Genomic DNA, 26,483 nt, shown 5'->3' on the forward strand with positions numbered 1-26,483 from the left:
TTAAACAGTAGGAGATTCGTTAGATACAAACATATCTTCATGTTTCTTTGTAGTACTTAAAACGAATTTATGTTGTAGCAATTGTAGTTTAAATAACGCTAAAGGATCATGATATGTTTCTGGATTGCTTCTTAGCGTTGCTAATGTTTGTTCGTCTTCTTTTATCTCAAGTTGAGCTGCATCTACATTTTGTTTCAATATGTTAAGTGGATCTTTAAAGAACATCATGATATCACGTTCTAATGCACCTTCAAATACTTCAAATTGTAGGAAGAATTGTTTTGAAATTGTGTGAGCAATTTCTGTATAGTCTTCTGTTTCAATATATTGTTTATATTTGTTGGCGAGCATAGATTGGTTTTTTTGCATATTACCAAATAATTTTCCGGCACTTTTTAAGAAAAACTGTGTCGGTGTAAAGCGTAATAAAATATTGATGTTCGTTACTGTAATTCGATTTGTCATTCGTGCAACATCTCGATTCCAATCATCTAATAATTTGAAATCGCAAGGAAGTTTCATACGTTCTTCTTTATATAATTTATTAAACGTTTCACTCATTTCATCTAAATAAGCTTGAGCTTGAATAAATTCATTATGTGCTGTTTCAATCCATTCTTGAATAGACCCAGTAAATTTAGGAAGAAGTACCTGTTGTACATGCTTTTGAACTCGTTCATTCATTGCAGCATTTAATTCTTCATGAACTAGTTTGAAATCACTATCTTCTTGAACAAGATCAGAGCAGCTCTGTAATAATTCAGGAATTTGAGAATGTATATCTCGTGTAATTTCTTCTTTCGTTAAAAGATAGGATTCGGTAATAGAGCGAATTTTATCTTTTTCAAGAGCAGTAAGGTTATTAATAAATCCAGTAAGTTTCACTGAGATGTGTTTATTCCAGCGTACGGATTTTACTAATGTATTTTCTAATTCCACACGTTCATTTATGAGATAAGCAATTGTCTTTTGCGTAAACCATATTAGCTTTTCTATACGTTCTTTTTCTATATCGCGTTTTGCAAGATTAGAGAGAATAGATTCTGTTACATCTCCAAGTTGCTGACTACTCTCTTGCGAAGGAGAGTATGGGAAGAATTGTGCATCTGGAAAATGTACTTTAAGTTTACTAATTAGTTTTTCATTAGTAGTCGTATTATTTGTGTGTAATACGAAGTGAATTTGTAAGTTTGGTACTTGTTCACGTAAATAAATTAACGTATCAATTTCTTCACTATGCAATGGTGAAGAAGAATTTAATACGTAAACAAGGCTATCTGCTGCTTGTAAGTATTCAAAGTATGCATTGTTTTTATCCAATTGTCCTTGAATGGATGGTGTAATAAGAAATGTAAACTTATTTTTTCTTAAAAATCTACTTGGTAGCTTAATTTCTATACATTTTTTCTCAAGTTCTGACTGAGCAGATGTAGCCGTTATTTGATGGAATTCATCAAGGTTAGAGATATTTCTGATATCTAACTCGGTAAATTCTGTTATTTCAGTTTGACTAGCGTCTTTAAATAGAATAGGAGTTGTTAAAGTTTCAGTTAAGATGTTCTCTCCTAATATTGAATTAACAAATGATGTTTTATCATGGTCACTAGTTCCAGCTATTAGTAGTGGTGTGACATTTAAATCACATAGTTCATGGACGAGTAGCGTAAATTGATGACTTAAATCTACATCATTTTTCTCAGCCCATACAGCGATTGTTTCGAATAAATGAGAAACTGTTTCCATATTTACATCTGCTTTAGCTGATGTATTAGAAAGTAAGGATCCAGCACTTTTTACGAGTAATGATTCTAAGGTTGTAGGTGAGACTTCATTCCATGCTAACACTGCTGCAGAGACAACTAGAGAATCTTTTGCTTTCGTTAAACTGAACCAATTTGTTAATAGATTTGGTACAAGTCCGTTTAATTCATGCATAAAATGATTTCCGGTAATTAATGCAAAGTATGTTTCTTGATAGCGAGTAGAAATTTCATTCCAATCGTCATTATTGTCTGTTTCAATATGCAAGAATAAATGATTAATACTTTGAATCCAAGGAAGGTATAAGGATTCATGTTGGTAGCTATTCCAAAGAGCAATAACAAGTTCTTTAAACTGAGCTTGATCAACAGCATATAGAGCTTTTAAAGACTCATAGAAATATTCAGGCTTAATATTTTTAGTAAATCCTTTGTTTATGTAATTTATTAACGTATCAAACCAGTGTAAAGATTGTGTTCGAATACCTTCTTGAACAGCTAGTTCGATAGCATTGTTCCAATCTTCTTGTTTTTCATAGAAGGAACGTGCAATTGCAGTAATGTTTGGGTAATCCGGTTGGAATGCAACAGCTTCACTAATCGTCTTAAAAGCAAGTCCTAAACGATCTTGTTCGATATAAAGAGAAAGAAGTTGTAATGAAACTTCCATCGTAAGAGTTGTATCTTCTGTTTGAATAGATTGATAAATTTCTTCTGCCTTTGGTAGGAATCCTAGTTCAAAATAAGCATCTGCAATATTTTTTGTTGCCCAAAGTGCAAGAGTATTATTAACTTTTTCCCATTTAAATATAGCTGCTTCAAAATCTTTATTTTGATAATAAAATTCACCTTGAGCAAATCGAATATTAGAAATGTTGGAGAATTCATTTTTAGATTCATTTATATATGCTTCACCGAGTACTTCCGATGCAGGAGTAGAAGTTTCTTCTGTTAAAAATGTTTTATAGTAAACTTTTTGAATAAATTGATTTTCAATGGTCATGTTCGTTCCCCCCTGTATAATTTAGAAAAATGATGTTGTATGTAAAAGGGTTCATGTTCTTTTAATAGGTAGAAGTTGTATTATATAGACCAAACTATGTTTTTGCTAGATATATCATTTTTCTTGAGAGTTAAACCGTTGCGAAAAGTAACTTTCCTTTATTGTAACAAAAAAACACGCATATGAATTTTTATTTTTTATCAGGACATTTGCAGGCAGTAAGAATCTAATCTCAAAATTAGTGAATGTAAGTGAATTATGTCGGAGGCAAGATACCTGTAGAAGTCTGATTGGCGTAGGCTAATAATCAGTAGATGATGAAGAAAACCCCCGCTGATTGAAGTTTAATTTTATCTCTATTAAAGGAACGAATAGAAGTAGAGTTCATTATAAAAACAATGTATAGTGAATATGTATACCATGTTTGCCTTAAAGATAGAACGGGTACAATGTGGAATAACGATCGTGCATAGGATGTGTCTTCCGAATGGAACAACATATTGGCGAGTTAATCGCGCATTATGGGTATTTTGGAATTGTTATAGCTTTGGCTGGTGGGATTGTCGGATTACCGATACCAGACGAGTTTTTATTGACCTTTGTTGGTTATAATGTTTCAAAAGGAGTTATGTCAGGAACCGCTGCTTTTTTAAGTGGGATGGCTGGTGCGATGTTAGGGATCACGTTAAGCTACATATTAGGTTTAAAACTTGGGCTCCCTGTTTTAAAGAAATATGGGCCGAAAATTAGAATTAAAGAACATCACATTGAAAAAACACATATTTTATTTGAAAAATATGGGCCATTTCTTTTAATGATTGGTTATTTTATACCGGGAGTACGTCATTTAACAGCATATTTTGCTGGGGTATCAAATTTGACACTTTGGCGTTTTTGTTTGTACGCTTACGGTGGTGCGCTCATTTGGATAAGTGTTTTTATTGGGCTTGGCTGGAAGTTAGGCGAGAAGTGGCGCTTCGTTGAGTATAGTTTACATCATTATGGAATATGGATTTTATTAATTTCAGCAGTTGTTACATGTGTTGTATGGTTTTATATAAAGAAAAAGAAAAACCGCTAATAGCGGTTTTTTTAGCTGAAAGTAATAAATAATACACCAGCTGTAATAAAGACTACACCAACTCCGGTCATAAAGTTTAACTTTTCACCGAGGATAATCATAGCGAGAATGATAGAAAATACGACGCTTAATTTATCGACAGGAGCTACTTGTGAAACCTTTCCTGTTTTGAGGGCAAGAAAATAAAATAGCCATGAAGAAGCACCTGCAATCCCACTTAATGTGATAAATAGCAGTGCTTTTTTATTTAGCAGTACGTCGCCGATATTTTGAAATTTACCTTGTATGATAATAACGCCTATCATAAATAATGCCATAATAATAGATCGAATTGTTGTTGCAACGTTTGCATCGATTCCGTCTAAACCAAACTTTCCAAAAATCGATACAAGGGCAGCAGCAATTGCTGATAATAGTGCAAATAAGAGCCACGAACTCATAGTAAAACTCCTCCAATCTTACAGTATTATACATGAAAATGATTCTCATGTATAAAGTTGAAGCAATTGAGGTTTATAGGAAGCACGACTTCAACTTAACTTCTTGTTCCACCTGAATTTTAAGGTGGGAGTTTGACTGCCCGCAAATAGTGGGCTAAATAACGAAATAATCCCCACCTTATATTTTTAATAAGGTGGGGATTATTATACTACTCTGCAATTTCCTCATATAAAAAGTACGTTACATTATAAATATGTTCTACTTCATCGTCTGTCATAAACAGTAATTCGTCACGCTCAATCCCTTTTTTCTTTTCAATAAACTCAATCATGTTTTTGCGTTCTTCTCTCTTCATCAATTTTATTTCTCCTCTCAAACTGTTTTAATACAGTTTATTTAAGTTAATGCTATTATATAACAGAATCTTTAGAAAGTTCCACCTATTTTATTGTTTTTTTCAAAAGAACTTTTCGACAAAACAAGCCCACCTAAGGGGGGCTTGTTTTATTTTATAGTCGTAAAAACTCAGGCTCCGTCGTACCAGCACCATCAATGTAATAAATTGTGTCGGGATTGATTTTTATCAATACGTAATTAGGGTCTTCAGGGCCGAGTAACCAACGTTTTAAGCTATTATTCCAAAACTTGTTTTTTAATGTCGAGTCTTCCTCAATTGAAGCCAATCCTTCAACTTCAATATAATCTTCATCTAATTTTTTCCCTTCTCGTCCGAGTAGTACATGGACATTAGGATTTTGTTCAATATCTGTTATCTTTTTTGATTTTCGATCTGTTGCAACATACAGTACAAAATCTTCATGGAAAAACATCATAAAGGCGCTATGAGGTTTCTCATTTCGTACTGTAGATAATACACCAGTACGTTGACCTTGAATAATAGTTGCGATTTTTTCTTTTAAGTGCATAATTTTAACCCCTTTTCACAATTTATAATTCTGTCTGTTTAAACAAGATAATTTAAATATCTTTCATACTGTTTTCTTCAATCCGATTTTTTAAACGTAATTGTGATGAAATCGGACAAGTTAGGAGAAGAATAGTAATAATATTGAGGAGAAATACATACGATGGAAGGATGAAAAGCATGTTTAATAAAATATTTCTTATAGTAGCGCTTATAGGTGTACCACTATCTGTACTTGGAAAAACACTTCATTGGCCAGAAACAATTATGTTCGCTGTGTATTGTATTACGATTATCGCATTAGCTGGTTTTATGGGGAGAGCAACAGAGAGTCTAGCAATTGTTTCTGGTCCTAGAATAGGCGGATTATTAAATGCTACTTTCGGTAATGCTGTTGAACTTATCATTTCAATTTTTGCACTTCAAGCAGGGTTAATCGAAGTGGTGTTAGCTTCTTTAACGGGATCTGTACTTGGAAATTTATTATTAGTAGGAGGGTTATCCTTCTTTGTTGGAGGTCTTAAATACAAAAGACAAAGTTTTAATGTATATGATGCAAGGCATAATTCAGCTTTATTAATATTTGCTGTTGTTGTGGCCTTTGTTATTCCAGAGATCTTCTCAATGAAGATGGACGCTGGCAAGACGTATCAATTAAGTATAGGTGTTTCTATTATTATGATTATCATGTACCTTGCTGCATTACTATTTAAATTAGTTACGCACCGTGGTGTATATCAACATAAAAGTGACGAAGTAGCGCATGAAGAAGAGCCAGAGTGGTCGAAAGGGAAGGCGCTCCTTATTTTAGCGATAGCAACACTAGCGGTAGCTTATGTGTCAGAGGCACTCGTGCATACTTTTGAAACTGTTGCAAAGTCATTTGGCTGGTCAGAGTTATTTATAGGGGTTATTATCGTTGCAATTGTTGGGAATGCAGCGGAACATGCGTCTGCAATTATTATGGCTTATAAAAATAAAGTAAATATTGCAGTTGAAATTGCAATAGGCTCTACATTACAAATCGCCATGTTTGTTGCTCCTGTATTAGTATTGCTATCTATGTTCTTCGCGCAGAGGATGCCTTTAGTATTTACCATACCAGAACTTGTATCTATGATTACAGCCGTTTTCTTAACGATTGCGATTTCAAATGATGGAGATACAAACTGGTTTGAAGGCGGCACTTTACTAGCGGCGTATGTCATTATGGGAATTGGTTTTTATTTATTATGAAAAATAGGCATAACAATTGTGCTCAGAGAAAACAATAAACGAAGTAGTATATATACCTACATAGGAAGGAGCCAGACAGGTGAAACGAGTATACAGCATATGTCTTTCAACTATGGTCTCGTTTATTTTATTATTTCCTAACATGAGTTTTGCAAAGACAACAGTAGGAACAAAAATGCCTTCATCTGTTTTAAATATTTCAAAAGACAATACATTTCCAAATGATGCGCAAGATTTGCCACGTTTACAGCCAAGTAAGTTTGCTCAAGAACTATTGAAAACAGCTAATATTAAAATTGAAAATCCAGACTTAATTCGGATGTTTAATGAAACGACAATTTCAAATGCGCCGCTTGCAGTAGGGTACCGAGCAAAAATTTATTTAGGTCAATGGGCTTTACATTATGAATCAGTAGACACATCGATTAATTGGGAATATAAACAAGTGAATCGAAATGTGTATGATAATCGCGGAGGAGACCGTTTATATCCACTTCGCTATAAGCAAGAAACACAAAAGACGGTTGAAGGCGATTTAACAGCAGATATGAAAGATGCTGCAGATGTGAAAAAAATGATGCTTCTCAAAGCGCTTGAAAAAGTACAATTGCCCCTTTCGTTTAAAACAACTATTGGTTATGGTACTGGACATGAGCGTGTGTATAATATTAGTCCGAGTCAACTCGGATATTTATACGCTTATACACCAGCAGTAAATGAAAAGGGAAAAGTAACATTTGGAGAAGTGTATCTTGTATTAAAGGGAAATCAAAAAAGACTTGTTGTGAAAAATATTACTTCTCAAGGAATTGGAGCGGCGATTCCAATTCATGATCATTTATTTTTTAAATTCATTTCTTCTTCCCACTCGCAATAACATAAAAAAACGTCAGCTTATAAGCTGACGTTTTTTTATAATGTAATGTTTGCTGTTTTTGATAAGAAATCTTCTGTCGGATAGTAGCTGTTTTTTACAAGAACATTTGGTCCAAGACATTTTACTGCAGGACAGTGACAGCTTAATGATTTTGCTGTTTTTGAAGCACTCCATTTGTCATATGCTTCTTGTAATGTGTTTGTTTGTATGTTTCCTAGAAGTGGAACATCACCAAAGTCCGTCACAATAATATTTCCATCGAAAATATTTACATTTAAACGAGAACGGCCATCTGGATCATTACGAACAGTGACATTTTTGCTCTCTTGTAATTTTTTAAATGTGGCAATGTCTCGCTCGTCATCGCTACAAGCATAGAAAGGTAACGTTCCAAATAACATCCATACATTTTCATCGCGAATTTCTAGTAAATGCTCAATTGCATTACGAATTTCAGCTTTTGTTAAAATCTCTAGATTACTCGCGAAGTCACTTGGATACATTGGGTGAACTTCATGACGTTTACAGCCCATCTCTTCGACGATTTGACGGTGAATATGTTCAATATGTGGTAGAGTTCTTTTGTTTAACATTGTTTCGGCCGATACAAGTACACCTGCATCTGATAGAGCCTTACTATTTGTAATCATTCTTTCGAATAATTTTGCACGTTGTTCGTAAGTAGGTTTACGCTCCATCATTGCAAATCCGCCTTCAACGAAGTCATCAATTGTTCCCCAGTTATGAGAGATATGCAACACGTCTAAATAAGGAATAATTTGTTCGTAACGTGCTAAATCTATAGTTAAGTTAGAGTTGATTTGAGTGCGAACGCCTCGTTCATGGGCGTATTTTAAGAGTGGTGTTACATAGTTGTCGACGGATTTTTTTGAAAGCATAGGTTCTCCGCCAGTAATACTTAAAGAACGTAAATGAGGAATCTCATCTAATCGTTTTAATAAAAGATCCATCGGAAGCGGATTTGGGTCTTTCGGCTGTAACGTGTAACCAACAGCGCAATGCTCACAGCGCATATTGCATAACGTCGTCGTTGTAAATTCAACATTTGTTAATAGTAGTTTGCCGTACTCTTCAAGGTCCATATACGCTTCCCATGGATCGTAAGAAGGAGTAATCGGCTTCATTTTTTGTGATATCGTCATATGAAATACTCCTTTGACTATTGAAATAACAATTTGTCCATTCTCTATAATAGAAGAATATGTGCTTTTTATAAAGTGAAACTTTTTAGCGTGAAAAGAGAGAGGGCTTACATTATAGTGGATGACTGTGACAAAATTGATGAAATTTCATGCCCATAGCAATCATTTTTGCGGTATAATAAAAGCAACTCGAATTAAAAGGAGAGTGCCTTCATGGGAAAAGCAATTCAAGATAAAGATACACAATTAGTATATTTAAAAGAGCGTTTAAATATGTTCATTGAAGTAATTGATACAATTGAACCTGAAGAAGTAGAATTAGAAGATGTAGATCGTCTTCTTGCAATGTTAGATGAATTAGAATTAAAATGTGAGCAATTTAAAAAAGACGAATAATATATTAAAAAGGCTGCCAATTCCAATTTGGTAGCCTTTTTCTGTGCGGATAATAGAAGGACGATAGAAAAAGAGGTATAATCAAGTTGTGAAAAATTTCATTTATGCTTTAATAGCGTGAAACAAATAAAAAGCTAAAGAGCATAACAATGGAATTTTCAGCTCATAACGTTTTGGTAGCGTTCACAATTGAGGGGGAAGTAACAATGGAAAAGCTTCAAGAAAGCATGTATCAACTAATTGTTGAAACGTCAACGAACTTACCGAAAGATGTTCGTCGTGCGATTCAACAAGCGAAAGAGCGAGAAAATGCAGGGACTCGTTCTGCGATGGCACTTGGCACAATTACAAATAATATTAAAATGGCTGATGATAACATCTCACCGATTTGCCAAGATACAGGGATGCCAACGTTTAAAATTTATACACCAGTTGGTGTGAACCAATTAAAGTTGAAGGAAGCTATCTATAATGCGCTTGAGCGGGCGACAAAAGATGGTAAACTTCGTCCAAATTCTGTTGACTCTCTTTTTGGAGACAATAGTGGAAATAATTTAGGACCAGGTACACCGGTTATTAAGTTTGAACAATGGGAAAAAGATTATATTGATGCACGTTTAATCCTAAAAGGTGGTGGCTGTGAGAATAAAAATATTCAATATAGCTTACCGTGTGAACTAGAAGGACTTGGACGAGCTGGCCGTGATTTAGAAGGAATTCGTAAATGCCTTCTTCATGCAGTATACCAAGCACAAGGTCAAGGATGTAGTGCTGGTGTAATTGGTGTTGGTATCGGGGGAGACCGCACATCAGGTTATGAATTAGCAAAAAATCAATTATTCCGTACATTAGATGATGTCAATCCAGTACCAGAGTTACAACAACTTGAAGAGTACGTATTAGAAAATGCGAATAAGCTTGGCATTGGTACAATGGGATTTGGTGGAGAAACAACTTTACTGGGCTGTAAAATTGGCGTGTATAACCGCCTGCCGGCTAGCTTCTACGTATCTGTGGCGTATAATTGCTGGGCATATCGCCGCCTAGGTGTAACAATCCATCCTGAAACAGGTGAAATTATGGATTGGTTATATCAAGAAGGTGAAGATACACTTCAGCATGAAGCACAAGAAAAAACAGAGCAACGTGAGATTGTATTACAAGCACCAATTACAGAAGAGCAAATTCGTGGACTTCGCGTTGGTGATGTTGTAACAATTAATGGCATGATGTATACAGGTCGTGACGCAATCCATAAGCATTTAATGGATAATGATTGTCCAGTAGATTTAAATGGACAAATTATTTACCACTGTGGTCCAGTTGTTGTGAAAGATGACAATGACAATTGGCAAATTAAAGCGGCAGGTCCAACGACAAGTATTCGTGAAGAACCGTACCAAGGCGATATTATGAAGAAATTTGGTATTCGCGCTGTTATTGGAAAAGGCGGTATGGGTGCGAAAACATTAGCGGCTTTAGAAGAACACGGCGGCGTGTACTTAAACGCAATTGGCGGCGCGGCGCAATATTATGCTGAATGTATTAAAGAAGTGAAAGATGTTGATTTCTTACAATTTGGTATTCCAGAAGCAATGTGGCATTTACGCATTGAAGGTTTTAAAGCAGTTGTAACGATGGACTCTCATGGTAATAGTTTACATGCAGATGTTGATAAAACATCACTTGAAAAATTAGCGAGCTTTAAAGAGCCGGTATTTAAATAAACAAAAATGCATCTCGAATCTTTCGAGATGCATTTTTTGGTATATATAGAAAAACATGCACAGCATGAAAGTAAGTAAGTAAACAGAAACTACAGGTACGATTATATATGGAAAGGAGACTATTTATGAAATATAAATGGTTATATATCGGTCTCATTTTTTCAATTATGATGGCACTTGTTCCAGTTTCGGCATTGGCTTATACAAATACTCCACATAACTGGGGAATCCCGCGTCCTAAAAATGAAACAGTACCAGATGCAGGAAAGTTATATACGGATTTACTGCAAAAAAATGGCGGGTTTTATTTAGGAGATACGAAGAAAAAAGATATTTATTTAACATTTGATAATGGATATGAGAATGGATACACAGGGAAAATCTTAGATGTATTAAAAGAGAAAAAAGTACCAGCAGCTTTCTTTGTAACGGGGCATTACATTAAAACACAAAAAGATTTATTGTTAAGAATGAAGGATGAAGGACACATTATTGGAAATCATTCTTGGAGTCATCCTGATTTTACAGCGGTAAATGATGAGAAGCTTCGTGAAGAATTAACGAGTGTAACGGAAGAAATTAAAAAAGTAACTGGGCAAAAAGAAGTGAAATATGTACGTCCTCCGCGCGGCGTATTTAGTGAAAGAACGTTAGCTCTTACGAAAGAAATGGGCTACTATAATGTATTTTGGTCACTTGCATTTTTGGATTGGAAAGTGGATCAGCAAAGAGGATGGCAATATGCGCATAATAATGTTATGACGATGATTCACCCAGGATCTATTTTATTACTTCATGCAATATCAAAAGATAATGCAGAAGCACTTGCAAAAATCATTGATGATTTGCGCGAGAAAGGGTATCATTTTAAAAGTCTAGATGACTTAGTAAAAAGCAATCAACCGTAAGCATGTATGCTTACGGTTTTCTCATGCTATAATGATGTGTAAAAAGGATGGGGAAACGTATGTGGAGCGAACATGTTACGTTAGAGTATCCGTATCATTTTGAAGAAGTATTAAAACGTTTATCTTTTGATCCTCTTAACGTCATTCAATTAGATGAGAAAGTCATTTATATCCCGCTTTGTATAGACGAGGAACAGGTTATTGTTCGCTTACAAGGGATTGGTACTGTTCAAAATCCACAGTTTTGGATTTCTAGTCAGACAGGAAATCCGGAGAAAGTCATGAAGCGAATGAGGGCCATTTTTCATTGGAATGAACCGTTTCAAGATATACAAAATCATTTTTTAAACACATCATTACGTCCACTATTTGAAACATATGCTTATACTCCAATTATTTTAGAATTTGATTATTTTGCTTGTCTTCTTCGCTGTATCATTCACCAACAAATAAATTTGAAATTTGCTACTGTGTTAACAGAACAATTTGTGAAACGGTATGGAACAGAGAAGAACGGTGTATTCTTTTTCCCCACTCCGGAAATAGTAGCAAATATTTCAATAGAAGAATTGAGAGAGCGGAAGTTTAGTCAGCGAAAGGCTGAATATATAGTAGGATTAGGTCGAAGTATTGTCAGTGGTACATTAAATTTAGCGAGTATAGAAAATGGGACGGAAGAAGAAGTTTCAGCACAATTGTTGCCAATTAGGGGAATTGGTGCATGGACAGTGCAAAACTTTTTAATGTTTGGGCTTGGACGGAAAAATATGTTCCCGAAAGCGGACATTGGGATTCAGCGTGCAGTGCAAGGTATATTTCAATTAGATGATAAACCTGATGATGCATTTTTAGAAAAAGTGAAACAAGAGTGTGAACCATACTGCAGTTATGCAGCGTTATATTTATGGAAAAGTATAGAGTAGAGGTGTAATAATGATGCAAAAGCAACATGAGAGTAAGTTGGAAGTTGGTCAAACGTTTCCTGTGACAATTAAACGTCTTGGGATTAACGGAGAAGGCGTTGGTTATTTTAAGAGACAAGTTGTTTTCATTCCAGGGGCATTACCAGGAGAAGAAGTTGTTGCAGAAACAACGAAAATTCAGCGTGGCTTCGCTGAAGCGAAAGTGAAAAAAGTTCGTAAAGCTTCACCGCATCGTGTGAAAGCACCGTGTCCAGTATATGAGGAGTGTGGCGGTTGTCAGCTGCAACATTTAGATTATAAAGAACAATTGAATCAAAAGCGTGATATCGTTGTACAAGCATTTGAGAAGTACATGAAAAACAGTATGGAAGAGAAAATTCGTCCAACGCTTGGCATGGAAAATCCATGGCATTACCGTAATAAGAGTCAATTACAAGTGGGGCGTAAAGACGAAAAGGTTATTACAGGGCTATATAAACAAAACTCACATCAGTTAATTGATATTGCTCACTGTATGATTCAACATAAAGCAACGAATGAAGCGACAAAAGTTGTAAGACGTATTTTAGAAAAATTAAATGTTTCTATTTACAATGAGAAAAAACAAAAAGGTTTAGTACGCACAATTGTAACACGTACTGCAGTTCAAACAGGGGAAGTACAAGTTACACTTATTACAACAAAAGAAGAATTACCAAATAAAGAACAATTTGTTGCAGAAGTACAAAAACAGATGCCAGCGGTTAAATCAATTATGCAAAATGTAAACTGGCGTAAAACATCTGTTATTTTTGGAGACAAAACATTTAAATTAGCTGGAAAAGAAGTAATTCAAGAAACACTTGGTGATTTATCATTTGAATTATCAGCACGTGCATTCTTCCAGTTGAATCCAGAACAAACAGTTGTTTTATATAATGAGGCGAAAAAAGCAGCTGCGTTAACAGGAAACGAGAAGATTGTGGATGCTTACTGTGGTGTTGGTACAATCGGTCTTTGGCTTGCAAATGATGCAGCGGAAGTACGTGGTATGGATGTAATTCCAGAAGCGATTGCAGATGCAAGAAAAAATGCGAAGCGCCACGGATTTACAAATACGAAATATGAAGCAGGTAAAGCTGAACAATGGTTACCGAAATGGGTAAAAGAAGGATGGCGTCCAGATGTAATTGTTGTCGATCCACCACGTACAGGTTGCGATGATAAATTACTGGAAACAATTTTAAAAGTGAAGCCGAAACAAGTTGTGTACGTGTCTTGTAATCCTTCATCATTAGCACGTGATGTACAAGCATTAATGAAGAGCTATGAAGTGGAGTATGTGCAACCGGTTGATATGTTCCCACATACAGCTCACGTAGAAAATGTAGTGAAGCTTGTTAGAAAGTAAAGTTTATTAATATTCCCTCATGGTATGAGGGAATATTTTCTATGAAGGAGAATATTATGCATAATTATAAATTAACGATTCAGTACGATGGTGCACGTTTTAAAGGATGGCAACGTCTCGGTAATAACGATAATACAATTCAAGGAAAAATCGAAAGTGTCATATCTGAAATGATTGGAAAAGAAATTGAAATTATCGGTTGTAGTAGAACAGACGCTGGTGTACATGCTTTGAATCAAGTTGCTAACTTTCAAAGTGATGAGAAGTTAGTGGAACATAAAGTGAAAAAATATTTAAATCAATATTTACCTAATGATATTAGCATTACGAATGTGGAAGAAGTATATGATCGTTTCCATGCTCGTTACAATTCTAAAGCAAAAACATATCTGTATAAAATTTGGAATGAAGAGCATACAAATCCATTTATGCGTAAATACAGCATGCATGTGAATAAAAAATTAAATGTGAAAAACATGAAAGAAGCTGCGAAACATTTAGTTGGTTCACATGACTTTACTGCTTTTTCAAATGCGAAATCAAAGAAAAAGTCTATGGTTCGAGAAGTATATACACTTGAAGTGATGGAAGAAGCAGGATTTGTACAAATTAGAGTAAGTGGTAACGGATTCCTTCATAACATGGTACGAAAAATTGTTGGAGCATTAATTGAAGTCGGATTAGGACAATTAGATGCGGACGCAATCCCAAATATTTTAGAGGAAAAACAACGTAATCAAATTAATTGTCTTGCTGAGGCGAGTGGTTTGTATTTGGAGAATGTTGAGTTTTAATGGCAAATAAAAAAAATCGGGCTAAGTAGCTCGATTTTTTTAGTATTACGAAGATTTCTCTTTTTTTATATGTAGCTTCAAATTCCAAAAAGCAGCAAGCATAATAGCTGCAAAGGAGCCAAAAATTGTTCCTAATAGCTTTGCATAAGGAGAGCTGCTTACATGGGCATTAATGAATAACATCATACAGAGCATGGCAGGGAAAAAGTATAAGTATTGTAATAACTTTAATTTTTTATCATTACTCATATATATAGCCCCTTTCTAGCATGTTATATGTTTATTATAACATATTTTACCAAGTTGTTTTTACACTTGGAGACATGTTCATTTCATATGTGTAAATGCAGTTTTTTAATTCGATATTGTAAGTTTTGCCTACTTAATCCTAAAAATTTTGCAGCTTGTGAGATGTTGCCATGATTCTCTTTAAGGATTTGATTGATGTAGTTCTTTTCCATTTTTTCTATTGTGTGTTTTAAAGTTTTAGGTGTGTCAGTATTGTGATTAGTTAGTGAAGGCTGCATATTGAATTCTTTTTTTATTCGTTCGCGAAAGCGAGTGGGCATATGAAACGCTGTAATGATGGTTTCATCTTCTATCAAGTTCATGGAACCTTCAATTATATGTTCCAATTCTCGTACGTTTCCAGGCCAATCGTATGCATAAAAAAATTCTCTTACATTTACATCTACATCGGTTACGCTGAGCCCGAATTGAGTATTATATTTTTCAATAAAGTGCTGAACAAGAGCTGGAATATCTTCTTTTCTTTCACGTAAAGGCGGAAGACATAAAGTAACGACGCTTAATCGGTAATATAAGTCTTCCCTTAATCGATCATTTGCGATGGCTTCGAAGGGATCTTCATTGATAGTTGCTATAATGCGAACATCAATTTCTTTTTCTTGTGTACCTCCTATTCTTCGTATTGTTTTTTCTTGTATAGCCCGTAGCAACTTAGCTTGAAGTGTAGGACTTAATGAATTGATTTCATCTAATAACAAAGTTCCTCCGTTTGCTTCTTCGAATAAACCTGGTTTATCTATTGCTCCTGTAAAGGCACCTCGATTTGTACCAAATAATAAGCTTTCCATTAAGGTATCAGGTATAGCGGCACAGTTTTGTGAAATAAAGGGTTTTGTTGAACGCTGACTTTCATTATGGATGCTTTGTGCAAATAGTTCTTTCCCAGTACCTGTTTCTCCTACGAGAAGTATAGAGGAAGATGTACGAATTACTCTTTTTCCTTCTGCAATGATTGATTGAATGGCTTCAGAATCACCAATTATGTGATCAAAGGTAAATTTAGTGCTTTGTTTTCGAGAAGGGCCCATTCTTATTGTTTGCTTTGAGTGACTAATCTCTTTTGATATTTCAATAGCGCCTTTAATTTTTCCATTTTCTATTATAGGGAAAGTATCGTTAATCGTTGTAATTTCTTGTCCTTTATTGTTAAAGTACGTTTGTTTTATATTTTTCTTTGTTTTTCCAAATTTTAATGCCTCTATAAGAGTACTATTTTTATTTTCTTCAAATGCAAATACCTCTAAAGGACTTTTATATAGCACATCTAAGCGGTCCATTGATTCAATTTCCATCATTTTGCGGTTATAGACAATGGTTTTACTTTCCTCATTAATAATATGAATCCCGATATCGAGTTCATTGAGTAAATTTTCATATAGCGTATTCATTTCAATAATTTGTCTAAAATTAATTTCTTCTGTATACATGTGACATCTTCTCCTCATTTCACCCTATGAAGACTGACTTTTTATAATTTTATTAAAATTCTCATAAAATCGCAAAAATTTTTTGCTATTTTTCTCTTAAAACTTTTCAAATGATAGAAAAATTTTGCGGTTAAGCGGATTTTTTTGTGAAAAACTCTTATTTTATATACGGATTAGAGTTTGGTACGTATTTTGCATAAATAATATTTGAAATCCTTAAAGGGGGAATATGGATTGTTATAGGATATGCAAAGTTTCAGTACCAATTAATAAGAAGGAGGAGTTTATAAAGTGAAGACGGTTATAGAAAGTGTGTATAGTCCTTGTTATGGAAAAGTAGAGAAATTATTTGTTACTGAAAGTTCTTACGTATACGAGTGGGAGAAATTAGCGTTAATTGAAACGATAGATAAACAGAAAGTAGAAATTAAGATAGGAATCAGTGGTTATATCGAATCATTAGAAGTAGTAGAAGGACAAGCTATTGCTGATCAAAAATTATTAATAACAGTAAGGGATGATCTTTTAGTAACAGGCAGTGATTAATGTAAGGGATGTGTATTTTTGCTCTTTTAAATCATTATTTTTACAGTAAATAATTTTAAAAACGCTTACATTAAGTAGATTGGCAAAGTAAAAAGGGGGGATTTATATGATGGATCAAAACCAAGGATTAAAAAGAGAGTTGAAAAGCAGGCACATATTTATGATTGCACTCGGTGGAGTTATTGGTACAGGACTTTTTTTAGGGTCAGGTTATACAATTCATGAAGCTGGACCTGGAGGAGCAATTGTAGCGTATCTTGTCGGTGGATTTGTAATGTACTTAACGATGCTCTGTTTAGGAGAATTAGCTGTTGCGATGCCTGACGCAGGGTCTTATCAAACGTATGCGACAAAGCACATTTCCCCTGCAGCGGGTTATGTAGTGGGATGGATGTCGTGGTTAAACTGGTCTGCTACGATAGGCATTGAATTAATTGCAGTTAGTATTTTGATGAAACGCTGGTTTCCCGATGTACCGTCATGGATTTGGTGTGTAGTGTTCGCAGTACTGCTCTTTGCTATTAATGCGTTATCTTCAAAAAGTTTTGCGGAAGTGGAATTTTGGTTTGCAAGTATTAAAGTAATTACAATCATTGCATTTATTATTTTGGGCGGGGCAGCAATGTTTGGGTTTCTAGATATGAAAGGAAATGAACCGGCGCCAATGTTCTCTAACTTTACTGATTATGGTGGATTGTTTCCAAATGGATTATCAGCAATTTTAATTACGATGATTGCAGTTAATTTTTCTTTCCAAGGAACAGAATTAGTTGGTATTGCAGCTGGGGAGAGTGAAAATCCAGAGAAAACGATCCCGAAGGCAATTAATAATACAGTTTGGCGTATACTTGTTTTCTTTGTACTATCTATTTTTATTCTTGCTGGACTATTCCCTTGGCAGCAAGCAGGAGTGATAGAAAGTCCATTCGTAGTTGTATTTGATAAAATTGGTATTCCTTATGCAGCAGATATTATAAATTTCGTTATTATTACAGCAGTACTATCCGTTGCGAATTCAGGATTATATGCAACTTCTCGTATGCTATGGTCTATGTCTAATCAAGGAATGATTAGTCCTATTTTTGGTAAGTTATCTAAAAACGGTGTTCCTATTTATGCATTGATTGTAAGCACAATTGTAGGTTGTCTCTCATTACTATCAGGTATTTATGCGGAAGACACAGTTTATTTATGGTTGCTTTCTATCGCTGGATTCGGAGCGATACTAGTTTGGGCATCTATTGCTTTATCAAACTTATTAGCTAGAAGGTCATACATGAAGCAGGGCGGGGATGTTAAGGACTTGAAATTTAAAACACCATTGTATCCATTTGTACCACTTCTTGCATTAACATTAAATGTAACAGTTATAGTTGCTATGGCCTTTATCCCCGAGCAAAGAATGGCGTTATATTGTGGTATTCCATTTATGATCATTTGTTTACTGTTTTACCGTGCCACAAAAAATAAGGGAAGTAAAATAGAACATGTTGAAAAAGTAAATACAACAGAAGCAGAAAGTTTATAAAGCTATTAGAAACTGATGCAAAAAAGAGACTGTAACATTGTAAACAGTCTCTTTTTTTGTGACAATAAAGCTGGGAACATTCTATGTATGCAAAGGGGAATTAGTGATGAATCCGGAAGTTTCACAGTTATTAAAACAAATAGATTTAAGGAAAGAGGAATTGCTAGAACTTACAAAAACATTAATTCGTTTTGAAACACCAGCACCGCCAGCGAGAAATACAAATGAAGCGCAAGAATTTGTTGCAGAGTTTTTAAGAAAACGAAATTTTAGTATTGATAAATGGGATGTATATCCGAATGATCCGAATGTTGTTGGGGTAAAAAAAGGGATAAAAAGTGACTCATATAAAAGTCTTATTATTAATGGACATATGGATGTAGCCGAAGTGTCAGCAGATGAGGCGTGGGAAACAAATCCATTTGATCCATTTATAAAAGATGGCTGTTTAATTGGACGTGGCGCAGCAGATATGAAAGGTGGGCTGGCTGGAGCGCTATTTGCCATTCAACTTTTACAAGAAGCTGGTATTGAATTACCTGGAGATTTAACTTTTCAATCGGTAATTGGAGAAGAAGTTGGAGAAGCAGGTACACTTCAATGCTGCAAAAGGGGTTACGATGCTGATTTTGCAGTAGTAGTGGATACGAGTAATTTACATATGCAAGGACAAGGCGGTGTCATTACTGGATGGATTACAGTGAAAAGTCCACAAACGTTTCATGATGCAACGCGCAGACAAATGATCCATGCTGGAGGACGTTTATTTGGAGCGAGTGCGATTGAAAAAATGATGAAAATTGTACAAAGCTTACAAGAATTAGAGCGCCACTGGGCAGTTATGAAAACATATGAAGGCTATCCATCTGGAACAACAACAATTAATCCAGCTGTTATTGAGGGAGGAAGGCATGCGGCGTTTATTGCGGATGAGTGCCGATTGTGGATAACAGTGCACTTCTATCCGAATGAAACACATGAACAAATAATAAACGAAATTGAAGAGTATATTGGAAAGGTGGCAGCTGCCGATCCATGGTTAAGTGAAAATCCGCCACAATTTAAGTGGGGCGGAGAATCAATGATTGTAGATCGTGGTGAAATTTTCCCTTCATTAGAAGTAGATAGTGAACATAAAGCTGTAAAAAAACTTAGCTCAGTACACGAGTCTATTCTATCAAAAAATGCAATTTTAGATATGTCTGCAACGGTAACTGATGGCGGTTGGTTTAGTGAGTTTCACATTCCAGCGATTATATATGGACCAGGTACATTAGAAGAAGCGCATTCTGTAAATGAGAAAGTTGAAATTGAACAGTTAATTGAATTTACAAAAGTGATAACAACATTTATATATGAATGGTGCCACACGAAAAAATAGATTTGTATAGTAAAATCGTACGAGTATGTATACTTGTACGATTTTTTAGTGAACTATTTCAGAGTTGAATATAAACAACTGAAATAGTTCTTTATTTTGCTATGTCTTTCGTTTCATTTCAAGTAATTTCTCTTTTGCTAATTCAACGGCAATCGCATCATCTAAATAGCCAATTGGAAAGAGATAGTCGGGAATAATATCTGTCGATAATATGAAATAAAGTAATGCGCTCCCAAGAACTGCACGTTCTTCTTTTGAAATGGTTTCATTACAAAATTGTTGATACATATCTGTTAATTGTTCAATAAAAGGACCAGCACTATCAATTTGCTCTAATTTGCTTGCAAAACTGTCATGAATACGTTTTTCGCCTTCTGTTGTCTGGGCATAGCGTTCGTAATTTTCGAGTTCTTGTTTTACGCGAGTTGTAGTGTAATCGAAATCGAATAAGTTAGAGGATTGTAAAGTTTGTTGAATGGTATCAAGAGATGTGTACATATCCGTTTTTTCTTTATTAATGTGAGGAGAATCAGGGTACATTTCATCAAATAACAATTGGGGTGGAACTTGAAGACATTCTGCAAATTTTTGTAGATGTTTTTGTTTTGGCGGTTGTTTGCCATTAATAATTCTTGAGACTGTTGCAGGATCAATATTTGTAAGTATTCCTAGTTGGCGCATAGATAAGGCGCGTTCTTTTAAAAGTTTTTTTATTAATTTACCAAGCCGATCATTCGGGTTTTCATTAGCCATAGTGCAGGCACTCCTTTTTTAGTGTTGAAAAAATGTTGAACATTTATTACAAGTATATGAAACAGACAGGCACAGTTGCTCAACATTTTCATAATATGCATTGAAAAGTGAGAAAAAGGGGTGACTATTTATGAGTACGGTAGGCTTATTTTCAATTTTTTTAATTGGGATCGCTTCTAATTTAGATAATGCAGGTGTTGGAATTGCGTATGGCATTCGTAAAATTCGTATTTCATGGTTTAACAATTTTATCATCGCATTCTTTGGGTTTTTATTTACTTTACTAGCTGGATTTTTTGGGAAATGGATTGCGTTATTTATTTCAGAGTTTACAGCAAACCTGATTGGAGCAATCGTTTTAGGGATAATCGGGGTGTTTATTTTATGTCAGCCTTTCTTGAGTCAAAAAAATACTGTAGGTTCTAAAGGTGATAATGTACTTATGGGAATTTTACGTGATCCAGAAAAAGCAGATTTTGATGGCTCTAAAACAATTAGTTTTTCTGAAGCACTTGTTTTAGGAGTTGCATTATCTATTAATAATATTGCAGGTGGGTTTGATGCTGGGGTAACAAATTTAAATCTTTGGCTTACAGCGACTATTTCTGGGGTGTTTAGTTTTATTTGTATTAGTGGTTTTGCGTATGTAGGAAAACGATTTTTAGCAGAATACTTAGGGAAATGGGCGACAGTTATCGCAGGAGTGTTATTAATTCTTATTGGGATCGATCAGTTGTTGTAAGGAGAGTAGAAAACAAGGTTCGAGTATTTCCTTGGAAATACAGCAAGGGATTGCATATATCGACGTACTTTTCTCCATACTAATACGGATTTCTTTTAAGAAAGGGGGATTTGTATGGGACGCGGGAAAGCATTTGATCATAAGAAAAAAGGGCATGATCATCAACCACCTAAAGGTGCGTTCATTCATAAAGATGTAAATGAACATACTTTGGAAGAGGAAGAGCTACCAGTAAATATTGAGGCGTATAAAAATAGTTTAAAAAAACATTAAAAGCACCTACATAGGTGCTTTTTTACCGTATATCTTCAATTAATTGTTCCGATTCTTCATGCATACTGTACTCACTTAATACTTGAATGCAAAGCCACTTTAATTCCTCAATCGTATGCTCAAGTTCTTCAGGAAGCACATGATAAATGTCTTCAAGTCCCATCCCGAAATGAATAAGTTCAAGTACTTGATCATCGATGTTCCGATCCATTAATAATTCAAGTACTTCTAAATTGAATATGTATCGGTGAGCTTCGTCGAGTGAAACAACTTTTAACTTCAAGCTTTCTACAATACTCAATATAAAAAGAAGGATTGTTTTTTCAAGAACAGGTTGTTTTCCCATTTGAAATATTAGTTTCATCTTTCACACCTCCACATATAGCGCTAGGTTGTACTATATTATTCAGGAGGGGGGAACAAATATGCATGATATAGAGAAACTTTCAGCACTGTTTTTGTAAGAGGATGGATAACTGACAAAAGTGAGGTTTTAGTGAAATAAAAAATCCTGCTAGTATAGCAGGATAACTCGCGATTAAAAAATACTCCAGCCTTCTTGAGCAGAAAGAAGTTCAAGAATTTTAAAACCAGCAATACTATTTCCGTTTGCATCTAAAGCTGGTCCGAAAATGCCGATTCCCATATCGCCTTTTACGCAGCCGAAAATACCACCCGCTACACCACTTTTTGCAGGGATACCAACGCGTATTGCAAATTCACCAGATTCGTTATACATACCACATGTGACCATAAATGTTTTGCAAATTTTTGTAATATGTTTAGGGATGATTTGTTTCTTTTTATATGGATCATATCCATCCATTGCAAAAATTAAGCCGATACGTGCTAAATCGATGCAGTTTACTTCAACTGCACATTGACGAGTATATAAATCCATAAGTTCTTCAATATCACAATCGATAATTCCGTTTTGTTTCATATAATAACAAAGTGAACGGTTTAGATAAGCTGTCTCTAATTCTGAATCGGCAACTTTAGAGGAATAATTAATAGTAGGATTATCTGTTATTTCACGTACAAAATGAAGAATACGTTCCATTTTTTCCTCGTTATCTTTTCCTGCTAACATGCTTGTAATAGCTAATGCTCCTGCATTTATCATTGGATTAAGGGGTTTGGACGGACTTGTCGTTTCTAACTTAATAATAGAATTAAATGGGTCACCCGTTGGTTCCATTCCAACTTTAGAAAATACATATTCTTCGCCACGCTCTAAAAGGGCAAGGGCAAGTGTAATTACTTTGGAAATACTTTGAAGAGTAAATAGTGTTTGTGAGTTGCCTGCATGGATATATTCTGTTTCTTTATGGAAAATGGCAATCCCTAAATCGTCTGGATTTGCATTTCCTAGTTCGGGGATATAAGTAGCAAGTTTTCCTTTTTTCGTATATGGTTTTACTTGTTCTAACAACTGTTGTAAGTTGTTTGTTTCAATGCACTGCATAGTACCAACGCTCCTATTTTGAATTAACTAAGTTTACTTTTCCCGATATGCTCGGAAATAAATAATAACATGAAAAAGTGGAATGATAAAACGAAAGTTTAATGTGCTATAATAGGTCTTTCGTTTCGAGTATTCTGTATTTTAAAAAGGAGAATTTTCCTTTTATATAACAGTTTGGAAATAGGAGATTTATCCATAAAAAGTTCAGAAATAAAAACTACACATCTATACAACTATATGTTATTATGGTTATGTAATAGAAAGCGTTTTCTAAAGCGTACTTATAATGATAACGATTTCATAAATTTAATTAGGGGGAATTAAAATGTTGCAGTTTTTACAACGTATTGGTAAAGCTTTAATGCTTCCGATCGCAGTACTACCAGCAGCAGGATTATTGCTTCGTCTAGGACAAGAAGACGTATTAAACATTCCTGTTATGGCACAGGCCGGTGCAGCAATTTTTGATAATTTAGCACTTATTTTTGCAATTGGTGTTGCAATCGGTTTATCTATTGACGGTAGTGGTGCAGCTGGTCTTGCAGGTGCAATTGGTTATTTAGTTATGAAGAATACAACTAATGCTTTAAGTGTTACTTACTCAACAGCAGAACTAAATGATAAATTAAAAAGTGTTCAAGATTTAGTCGGTTCAGTAGATCCAACTAAATTAGCGGATACGATGAATAAAGTTTCTAAAGCAGCAGCTTTGACGCCCAAAATAAATATGGCCATACTCGGTGGTATTATTGCCGGGGTTATCGCTGGATTACTATACAACAAATTCCATAAGATTAAACTACCAGAATGGTTAGGATTCTTCGCTGGAAAACGTTTCGTACCAATCATTACTTCTATTGTAATGCTTCTTTTAGGATTAGTATTCGGTCAAATTTGGCCAACAATCCAAACTGGTATTGATGCAGTATCACACGGTATCGTAAACTTAGGTTCAATCGGTGCAGGGTTATTCGGATTATTAAACCGTTTATTAATTCCAATCGGTTTACATCACGTAATGAACACATATTTCTGGTTTGTACTTGGTGACTTTACAAATGCAGCTGGTGATCTTGTTCATGGTGATATTGCTCGCTTCTTTGCAAAAGATCCATCAGCGGGTATGTTTATGACTGGTTTCTTCCCAGTTATGATGTTTGGTTTACCAGCAGCTTGTTTCGCAATGATTGCGGCTGCTAAACCAGAAAAACGTAAAGCAGTTACTGGTATGTTAGCTGGTTTAGCGTTAACTTCATTCTTAACTGGTATTACAGAGCCAATCGAATTCTCGTTCATGTTCTTATCACCAGTATTATATGGTGTGCATGCAGTATTAACAGGTCTTTCTTTATTCATAACAACATCACTTGGCATTCGTGATGGTTTCACATTTAGTGCAGGTGCTATTGATTATGTTATTAACTTTGGTATTGCAACAAAACCTGTATTATTAGCAGGTATCGGTTTAATTTATGCAGCAATTTACTTTGCAGTATTCTACTTCTTAATTAAGAAGTTCAACTTAAAAACTCCAGGTCGTGAAGATGACGATGAGTTAGTTGAAGGTGCGGATGCACCAGTTGCAGGTTCAATTGGTGAAACTTACGTAGCAGCTTTAGGCGGAAAAGAAAACTTAACAGTTATTGATAACTGTGCAACACGTCTACGCTTACAAGTGAAAGATGCTGGTCAAGTAAACGAAGCGGCACTAAAACGTGCGGGTGCAAAAGGTGTTATGAAATTGAGTGACACAAGTGTACAAGTTATCGTAGGTACAAATGTTGAATCTGTTGCCGATGATATGAAAAAACACGTATAAATAATTAGATAAGAGGATATCCAAAAAAATTGATAACATCAGTTTTTTAGAGGATATCCTCTTTTTTTATGTTGAAAATTTAACGGGAATCTTACTTTTGTAAATTTTCTTTTTCTTTTTTGTATATATAGGTTGGTAATATGTGCAGTGCGTGATAAAGTAGGGATGATATAGAATGGATTATCCATAATCTACTAAAATGAAACTTTAGTAGAGGAAGTAAATTATTGGTGAGTAAGGGGAAAAAAGCAATTATGGATCAGGAAAAAAATAATGCGAATGGGAAAGCACATCAGCCGATTGTATACATAAAAAGGACAATCATTCTCGTCTTACTATTATCACTTGTATATTTCATGTATACAAAAATTGTTGCGCATAATAAGAAAGAAGAAACTTTAAAAGCGGCAGCAGAAATAAAGAAACAAGAAGAGCTAAAAAAGAAAGAAGAAAAAAAGAAACAAGAAGTACAGAAGCAAAAACAAAAAGAGCAGGAAGAACAAGTGAAGCAAGCGCAAGCTGCGGAGCAGCCTGCTGAAGGACCACCTCAAGAAATTAATGAAAACGCTCAATTGGACCAGTATTTACAAAACGCAGGATTTAGCGGGACAGCTGTTATTGTGAAGAACGGAAAAGTTCTTCTGAATAAAGGGTACGGTATGGCAAATAAAGAGCAGCAAGTACCGAATAATTCAGAGACGACTTTTTATATTGGCTCTATTTCAAAGGCGTTTGTAGCAACTGCTATTATGCAATTGAAAGATCAAAATAAATTACAAGTAGAAGATACTGTTGCGAAGTATATTCCAGATTTTCCACAAGGTAATAGTATTCAGCTAAAACATCTATTAACACATACATCAGGGATTCCCGAATATGAGCAAGGAAAAGAAGATATTTCTCATGAAGAACTGATAAAGCGAATAGGAAATCAAAAGCGTATTGGTGGTCCAGGAGAGAAGTGGAAGTATTCCGATTCGAACTACTCTATACTTGCATACATTGCCGAAAAGGTAAGTGGACAGTCGCTTGAAGAATATATTAAACAACATATTTTTGCTACTGCTGGTATGAAACATTCTGGTTTTGGCACAGCGTTAGAACAAACAAGATTCCCATCAACGGGTTATAAAATAGTAAATAATAATATGACAACACCTAATATTCCGAGCATGTCACAACTATATGGTTGTGGTGATATATATACGAGTGCACATGATTTATATTTATTTAACGAAGCGTTATACTCTGGAAAGTTAATTTCAAAAGCGAGTTACGATCAAATGTTTACAGCCGTGAAAAAGGATTACGGATTTGGCTGGTACGTAGACCCAGGAAGCTATTCGAATCACGGTGTAATGCCAGGTTGGAATTGTTTAAATGGATTTAGTAAAAATGGTAGTGTGTATGTTGTTTTATTATCTAACATTCAAAATAACATTAAATCATTTGGTAAAGTGAATAATGACATTTATACGATGTTGCGAAATATTGAAGTGTAAAAAACTATCCTTTTGGATAGTTTTTTTTTGCCCTGAAACAAATATTTCTTTTAGAAAATGTATGCCTTACCTATCACAAAAATATCTATTTTGTATACATTAAGATGTATG

Annotated in this window: 26 protein-coding genes; 16 read left to right on the plus strand and 10 right to left on the minus strand. The window is 34.8% G+C overall.

The window, feature by feature from the left end; translation table 11 throughout:
* A complete protein-coding gene (locus ACTJJY_RS20550; protein ID WP_440606405.1) occupies positions 1–2,763 on the minus strand; it encodes a tetratricopeptide repeat protein in 2,763 nt (920 codons plus the stop codon).
* Between the two features lie 487 nt (positions 2,764–3,250).
* Between ACTJJY_RS20550 and ACTJJY_RS20555 the strand changes: the two genes are divergently transcribed.
* Entirely contained in the window at positions 3,251–3,844 is a 594-nt protein-coding gene (locus ACTJJY_RS20555; protein WP_000434876.1) for a DedA family protein, read from the plus strand.
* Between the two features lie 11 nt (positions 3,845–3,855).
* Here ACTJJY_RS20555 and ACTJJY_RS20560 read toward each other — a convergent pair whose 3' ends face one another.
* The 3 genes from ACTJJY_RS20560 to ACTJJY_RS20570 form a co-directional block, all read right to left on the minus strand.
* Positions 3,856–4,284 (minus strand): EamA family transporter, encoded by a 429-nt coding sequence (locus ACTJJY_RS20560; RefSeq protein WP_440606406.1) that lies wholly within the window; start codon positions 4,282–4,284, stop codon positions 3,856–3,858.
* Between the two features lie 209 nt (positions 4,285–4,493).
* Positions 4,494–4,640: a BH0509 family protein gene (locus ACTJJY_RS20565; protein ID WP_000817786.1), complete on the minus strand. Its 147-nt coding sequence runs from the start codon at positions 4,638–4,640 to the stop codon at positions 4,494–4,496.
* A 154-nt stretch (positions 4,641–4,794) separates the two neighbouring features.
* A complete protein-coding gene (locus ACTJJY_RS20570) occupies positions 4,795–5,211 on the minus strand; it encodes a pyridoxamine 5'-phosphate oxidase family protein (RefSeq protein WP_053512345.1) in 417 nt (138 codons plus the stop codon).
* A gap of 179 nt (positions 5,212–5,390) precedes the next feature.
* Here ACTJJY_RS20570 and cax point away from each other — a divergent pair, with 179 nt between their 5' ends.
* Positions 5,391–6,446: a calcium/proton exchanger gene (gene cax, locus ACTJJY_RS20575; protein WP_000482133.1), complete on the plus strand. Its 1,056-nt coding sequence runs from the start codon at positions 5,391–5,393 to the stop codon at positions 6,444–6,446.
* A gap of 79 nt (positions 6,447–6,525) precedes the next feature.
* Positions 6,526–7,323: a YfkD famly protein gene (locus ACTJJY_RS20580; protein ID WP_002083605.1), complete on the plus strand. Its 798-nt coding sequence runs from the start codon at positions 6,526–6,528 to the stop codon at positions 7,321–7,323.
* 35 nt (positions 7,324–7,358) lie between these two features.
* Here ACTJJY_RS20580 and yfkAB read toward each other — a convergent pair whose 3' ends face one another.
* Entirely contained in the window at positions 7,359–8,486 is a 1,128-nt protein-coding gene (yfkAB, locus tag ACTJJY_RS20585; RefSeq protein WP_000156025.1) for a radical SAM/CxCxxxxC motif protein YfkAB, read from the minus strand.
* Between the two features lie 213 nt (positions 8,487–8,699).
* Here yfkAB and ACTJJY_RS20590 point away from each other — a divergent pair, with 213 nt between their 5' ends.
* The 6 genes from ACTJJY_RS20590 (at position 8,700) to truA (ending at position 14,624) form a co-directional block, all read left to right on the plus strand.
* Positions 8,700–8,882: an SE1561 family protein gene (locus ACTJJY_RS20590; RefSeq protein ID WP_000513558.1), complete on the plus strand. Its 183-nt coding sequence runs from the start codon at positions 8,700–8,702 to the stop codon at positions 8,880–8,882.
* A gap of 206 nt (positions 8,883–9,088) precedes the next feature.
* On the plus strand, positions 9,089–10,609 hold the full coding sequence (gene fumA, locus ACTJJY_RS20595) for a class I fumarate hydratase (protein ID WP_000413530.1): 1,521 nt from the start codon (positions 9,089–9,091) through the stop codon (positions 10,607–10,609).
* Between the two features lie 125 nt (positions 10,610–10,734).
* A complete protein-coding gene (gene pdaA, locus ACTJJY_RS20600; RefSeq protein ID WP_440606407.1) occupies positions 10,735–11,517 on the plus strand; it encodes a delta-lactam-biosynthetic de-N-acetylase in 783 nt (260 codons plus the stop codon).
* Positions 11,518–11,576: 59 nt separating this feature from the next.
* Entirely contained in the window at positions 11,577–12,440 is an 864-nt protein-coding gene (locus tag ACTJJY_RS20605; RefSeq protein ID WP_440606408.1) for a DNA-3-methyladenine glycosylase family protein, read from the plus strand.
* Positions 12,441–12,450: 10 nt separating this feature from the next.
* Entirely contained in the window at positions 12,451–13,830 is a 1,380-nt protein-coding gene (gene rlmD, locus ACTJJY_RS20610; protein ID WP_440606409.1) for a 23S rRNA (uracil(1939)-C(5))-methyltransferase RlmD, read from the plus strand.
* A gap of 56 nt (positions 13,831–13,886) precedes the next feature.
* The gene (gene truA, locus ACTJJY_RS20615; RefSeq protein ID WP_440606410.1) at positions 13,887–14,624 is read left to right on the plus strand and encodes a tRNA pseudouridine(38-40) synthase TruA; all 738 of its coding nucleotides are present in this window, start codon (positions 13,887–13,889) and stop codon (positions 14,622–14,624) included.
* Between the two features lie 45 nt (positions 14,625–14,669).
* Here the strand turns inward: truA and ACTJJY_RS20620 are convergent, their stop codons facing one another.
* Positions 14,670–14,873: a hypothetical protein gene (locus tag ACTJJY_RS20620; RefSeq protein ID WP_440606411.1), complete on the minus strand. Its 204-nt coding sequence runs from the start codon at positions 14,871–14,873 to the stop codon at positions 14,670–14,672.
* Positions 14,874–14,956: 83 nt separating this feature from the next.
* On the minus strand, positions 14,957–16,360 hold the full coding sequence (locus tag ACTJJY_RS20625) for a sigma 54-interacting transcriptional regulator (protein ID WP_213746813.1): 1,404 nt from the start codon (positions 16,358–16,360) through the stop codon (positions 14,957–14,959).
* Between the two features lie 291 nt (positions 16,361–16,651).
* Here ACTJJY_RS20625 and ACTJJY_RS20630 point away from each other — a divergent pair, with 291 nt between their 5' ends.
* The 3 genes from ACTJJY_RS20630 (at position 16,652) to ACTJJY_RS20640 (ending at position 19,815) form a co-directional block, all read left to right on the plus strand.
* On the plus strand, positions 16,652–16,906 hold the full coding sequence (locus ACTJJY_RS20630) for a biotin/lipoyl-containing protein (RefSeq protein ID WP_098612571.1): 255 nt from the start codon (positions 16,652–16,654) through the stop codon (positions 16,904–16,906).
* A gap of 106 nt (positions 16,907–17,012) precedes the next feature.
* Entirely contained in the window at positions 17,013–18,434 is a 1,422-nt protein-coding gene (locus ACTJJY_RS20635; RefSeq protein WP_440606412.1) for an amino acid permease, read from the plus strand.
* 106 nt (positions 18,435–18,540) lie between these two features.
* Complete coding sequence (locus ACTJJY_RS20640; protein WP_440606413.1) at positions 18,541–19,815, plus strand: acetylornithine deacetylase; 1,275 nt, start codon at positions 18,541–18,543, stop codon at positions 19,813–19,815.
* Between the two features lie 99 nt (positions 19,816–19,914).
* Here the strand turns inward: ACTJJY_RS20640 and ACTJJY_RS20645 are convergent, their stop codons facing one another.
* Entirely contained in the window at positions 19,915–20,568 is a 654-nt protein-coding gene (locus tag ACTJJY_RS20645; protein ID WP_001262773.1) for a DUF1232 domain-containing protein, read from the minus strand.
* Between the two features lie 130 nt (positions 20,569–20,698).
* On the opposite strand from ACTJJY_RS20645, the gene ytaF reads away from it, so the two are divergent.
* Both ytaF and ACTJJY_RS20655 read left to right on the plus strand, forming a co-directional pair.
* Positions 20,699–21,310 (plus strand): sporulation membrane protein YtaF, encoded by a 612-nt coding sequence (ytaF, locus tag ACTJJY_RS20650; protein WP_440606414.1) that lies wholly within the window; start codon positions 20,699–20,701, stop codon positions 21,308–21,310.
* 114 nt (positions 21,311–21,424) lie between these two features.
* Positions 21,425–21,583: a hypothetical protein gene (locus ACTJJY_RS20655; protein WP_000532409.1), complete on the plus strand. Its 159-nt coding sequence runs from the start codon at positions 21,425–21,427 to the stop codon at positions 21,581–21,583.
* A 22-nt stretch (positions 21,584–21,605) separates the two neighbouring features.
* Here ACTJJY_RS20655 and ACTJJY_RS20660 read toward each other — a convergent pair whose 3' ends face one another.
* Together ACTJJY_RS20660 and glsA are read right to left on the minus strand one after the other, a co-directional pair.
* Positions 21,606–21,947: a DUF3969 family protein gene (locus tag ACTJJY_RS20660; RefSeq protein ID WP_000766604.1), complete on the minus strand. Its 342-nt coding sequence runs from the start codon at positions 21,945–21,947 to the stop codon at positions 21,606–21,608.
* A 174-nt stretch (positions 21,948–22,121) separates the two neighbouring features.
* Complete coding sequence (glsA, locus tag ACTJJY_RS20665) at positions 22,122–23,051, minus strand: glutaminase A (protein WP_001149864.1); 930 nt, start codon at positions 23,049–23,051, stop codon at positions 22,122–22,124.
* 325 nt (positions 23,052–23,376) lie between these two features.
* On the opposite strand from glsA, the gene nagE reads away from it, so the two are divergent.
* Both nagE and ACTJJY_RS20675 read left to right on the plus strand, forming a co-directional pair.
* Complete coding sequence (gene nagE, locus ACTJJY_RS20670) at positions 23,377–24,870, plus strand: N-acetylglucosamine-specific PTS transporter subunit IIBC (protein WP_440606415.1); 1,494 nt, start codon at positions 23,377–23,379, stop codon at positions 24,868–24,870.
* A gap of 254 nt (positions 24,871–25,124) precedes the next feature.
* Complete coding sequence (locus ACTJJY_RS20675; RefSeq protein ID WP_440606416.1) at positions 25,125–26,372, plus strand: serine hydrolase domain-containing protein; 1,248 nt, start codon at positions 25,125–25,127, stop codon at positions 26,370–26,372.
* Positions 26,373–26,483: the final 111 nt, after the last annotated feature.

The sequence above is a fragment of the Bacillus sp. 22475 genome, from assembly GCF_052044835.1.
GTDB classification, from domain to species: domain Bacteria; phylum Bacillota; class Bacilli; order Bacillales; family Bacillaceae_G; genus Bacillus_A; species Bacillus_A cereus.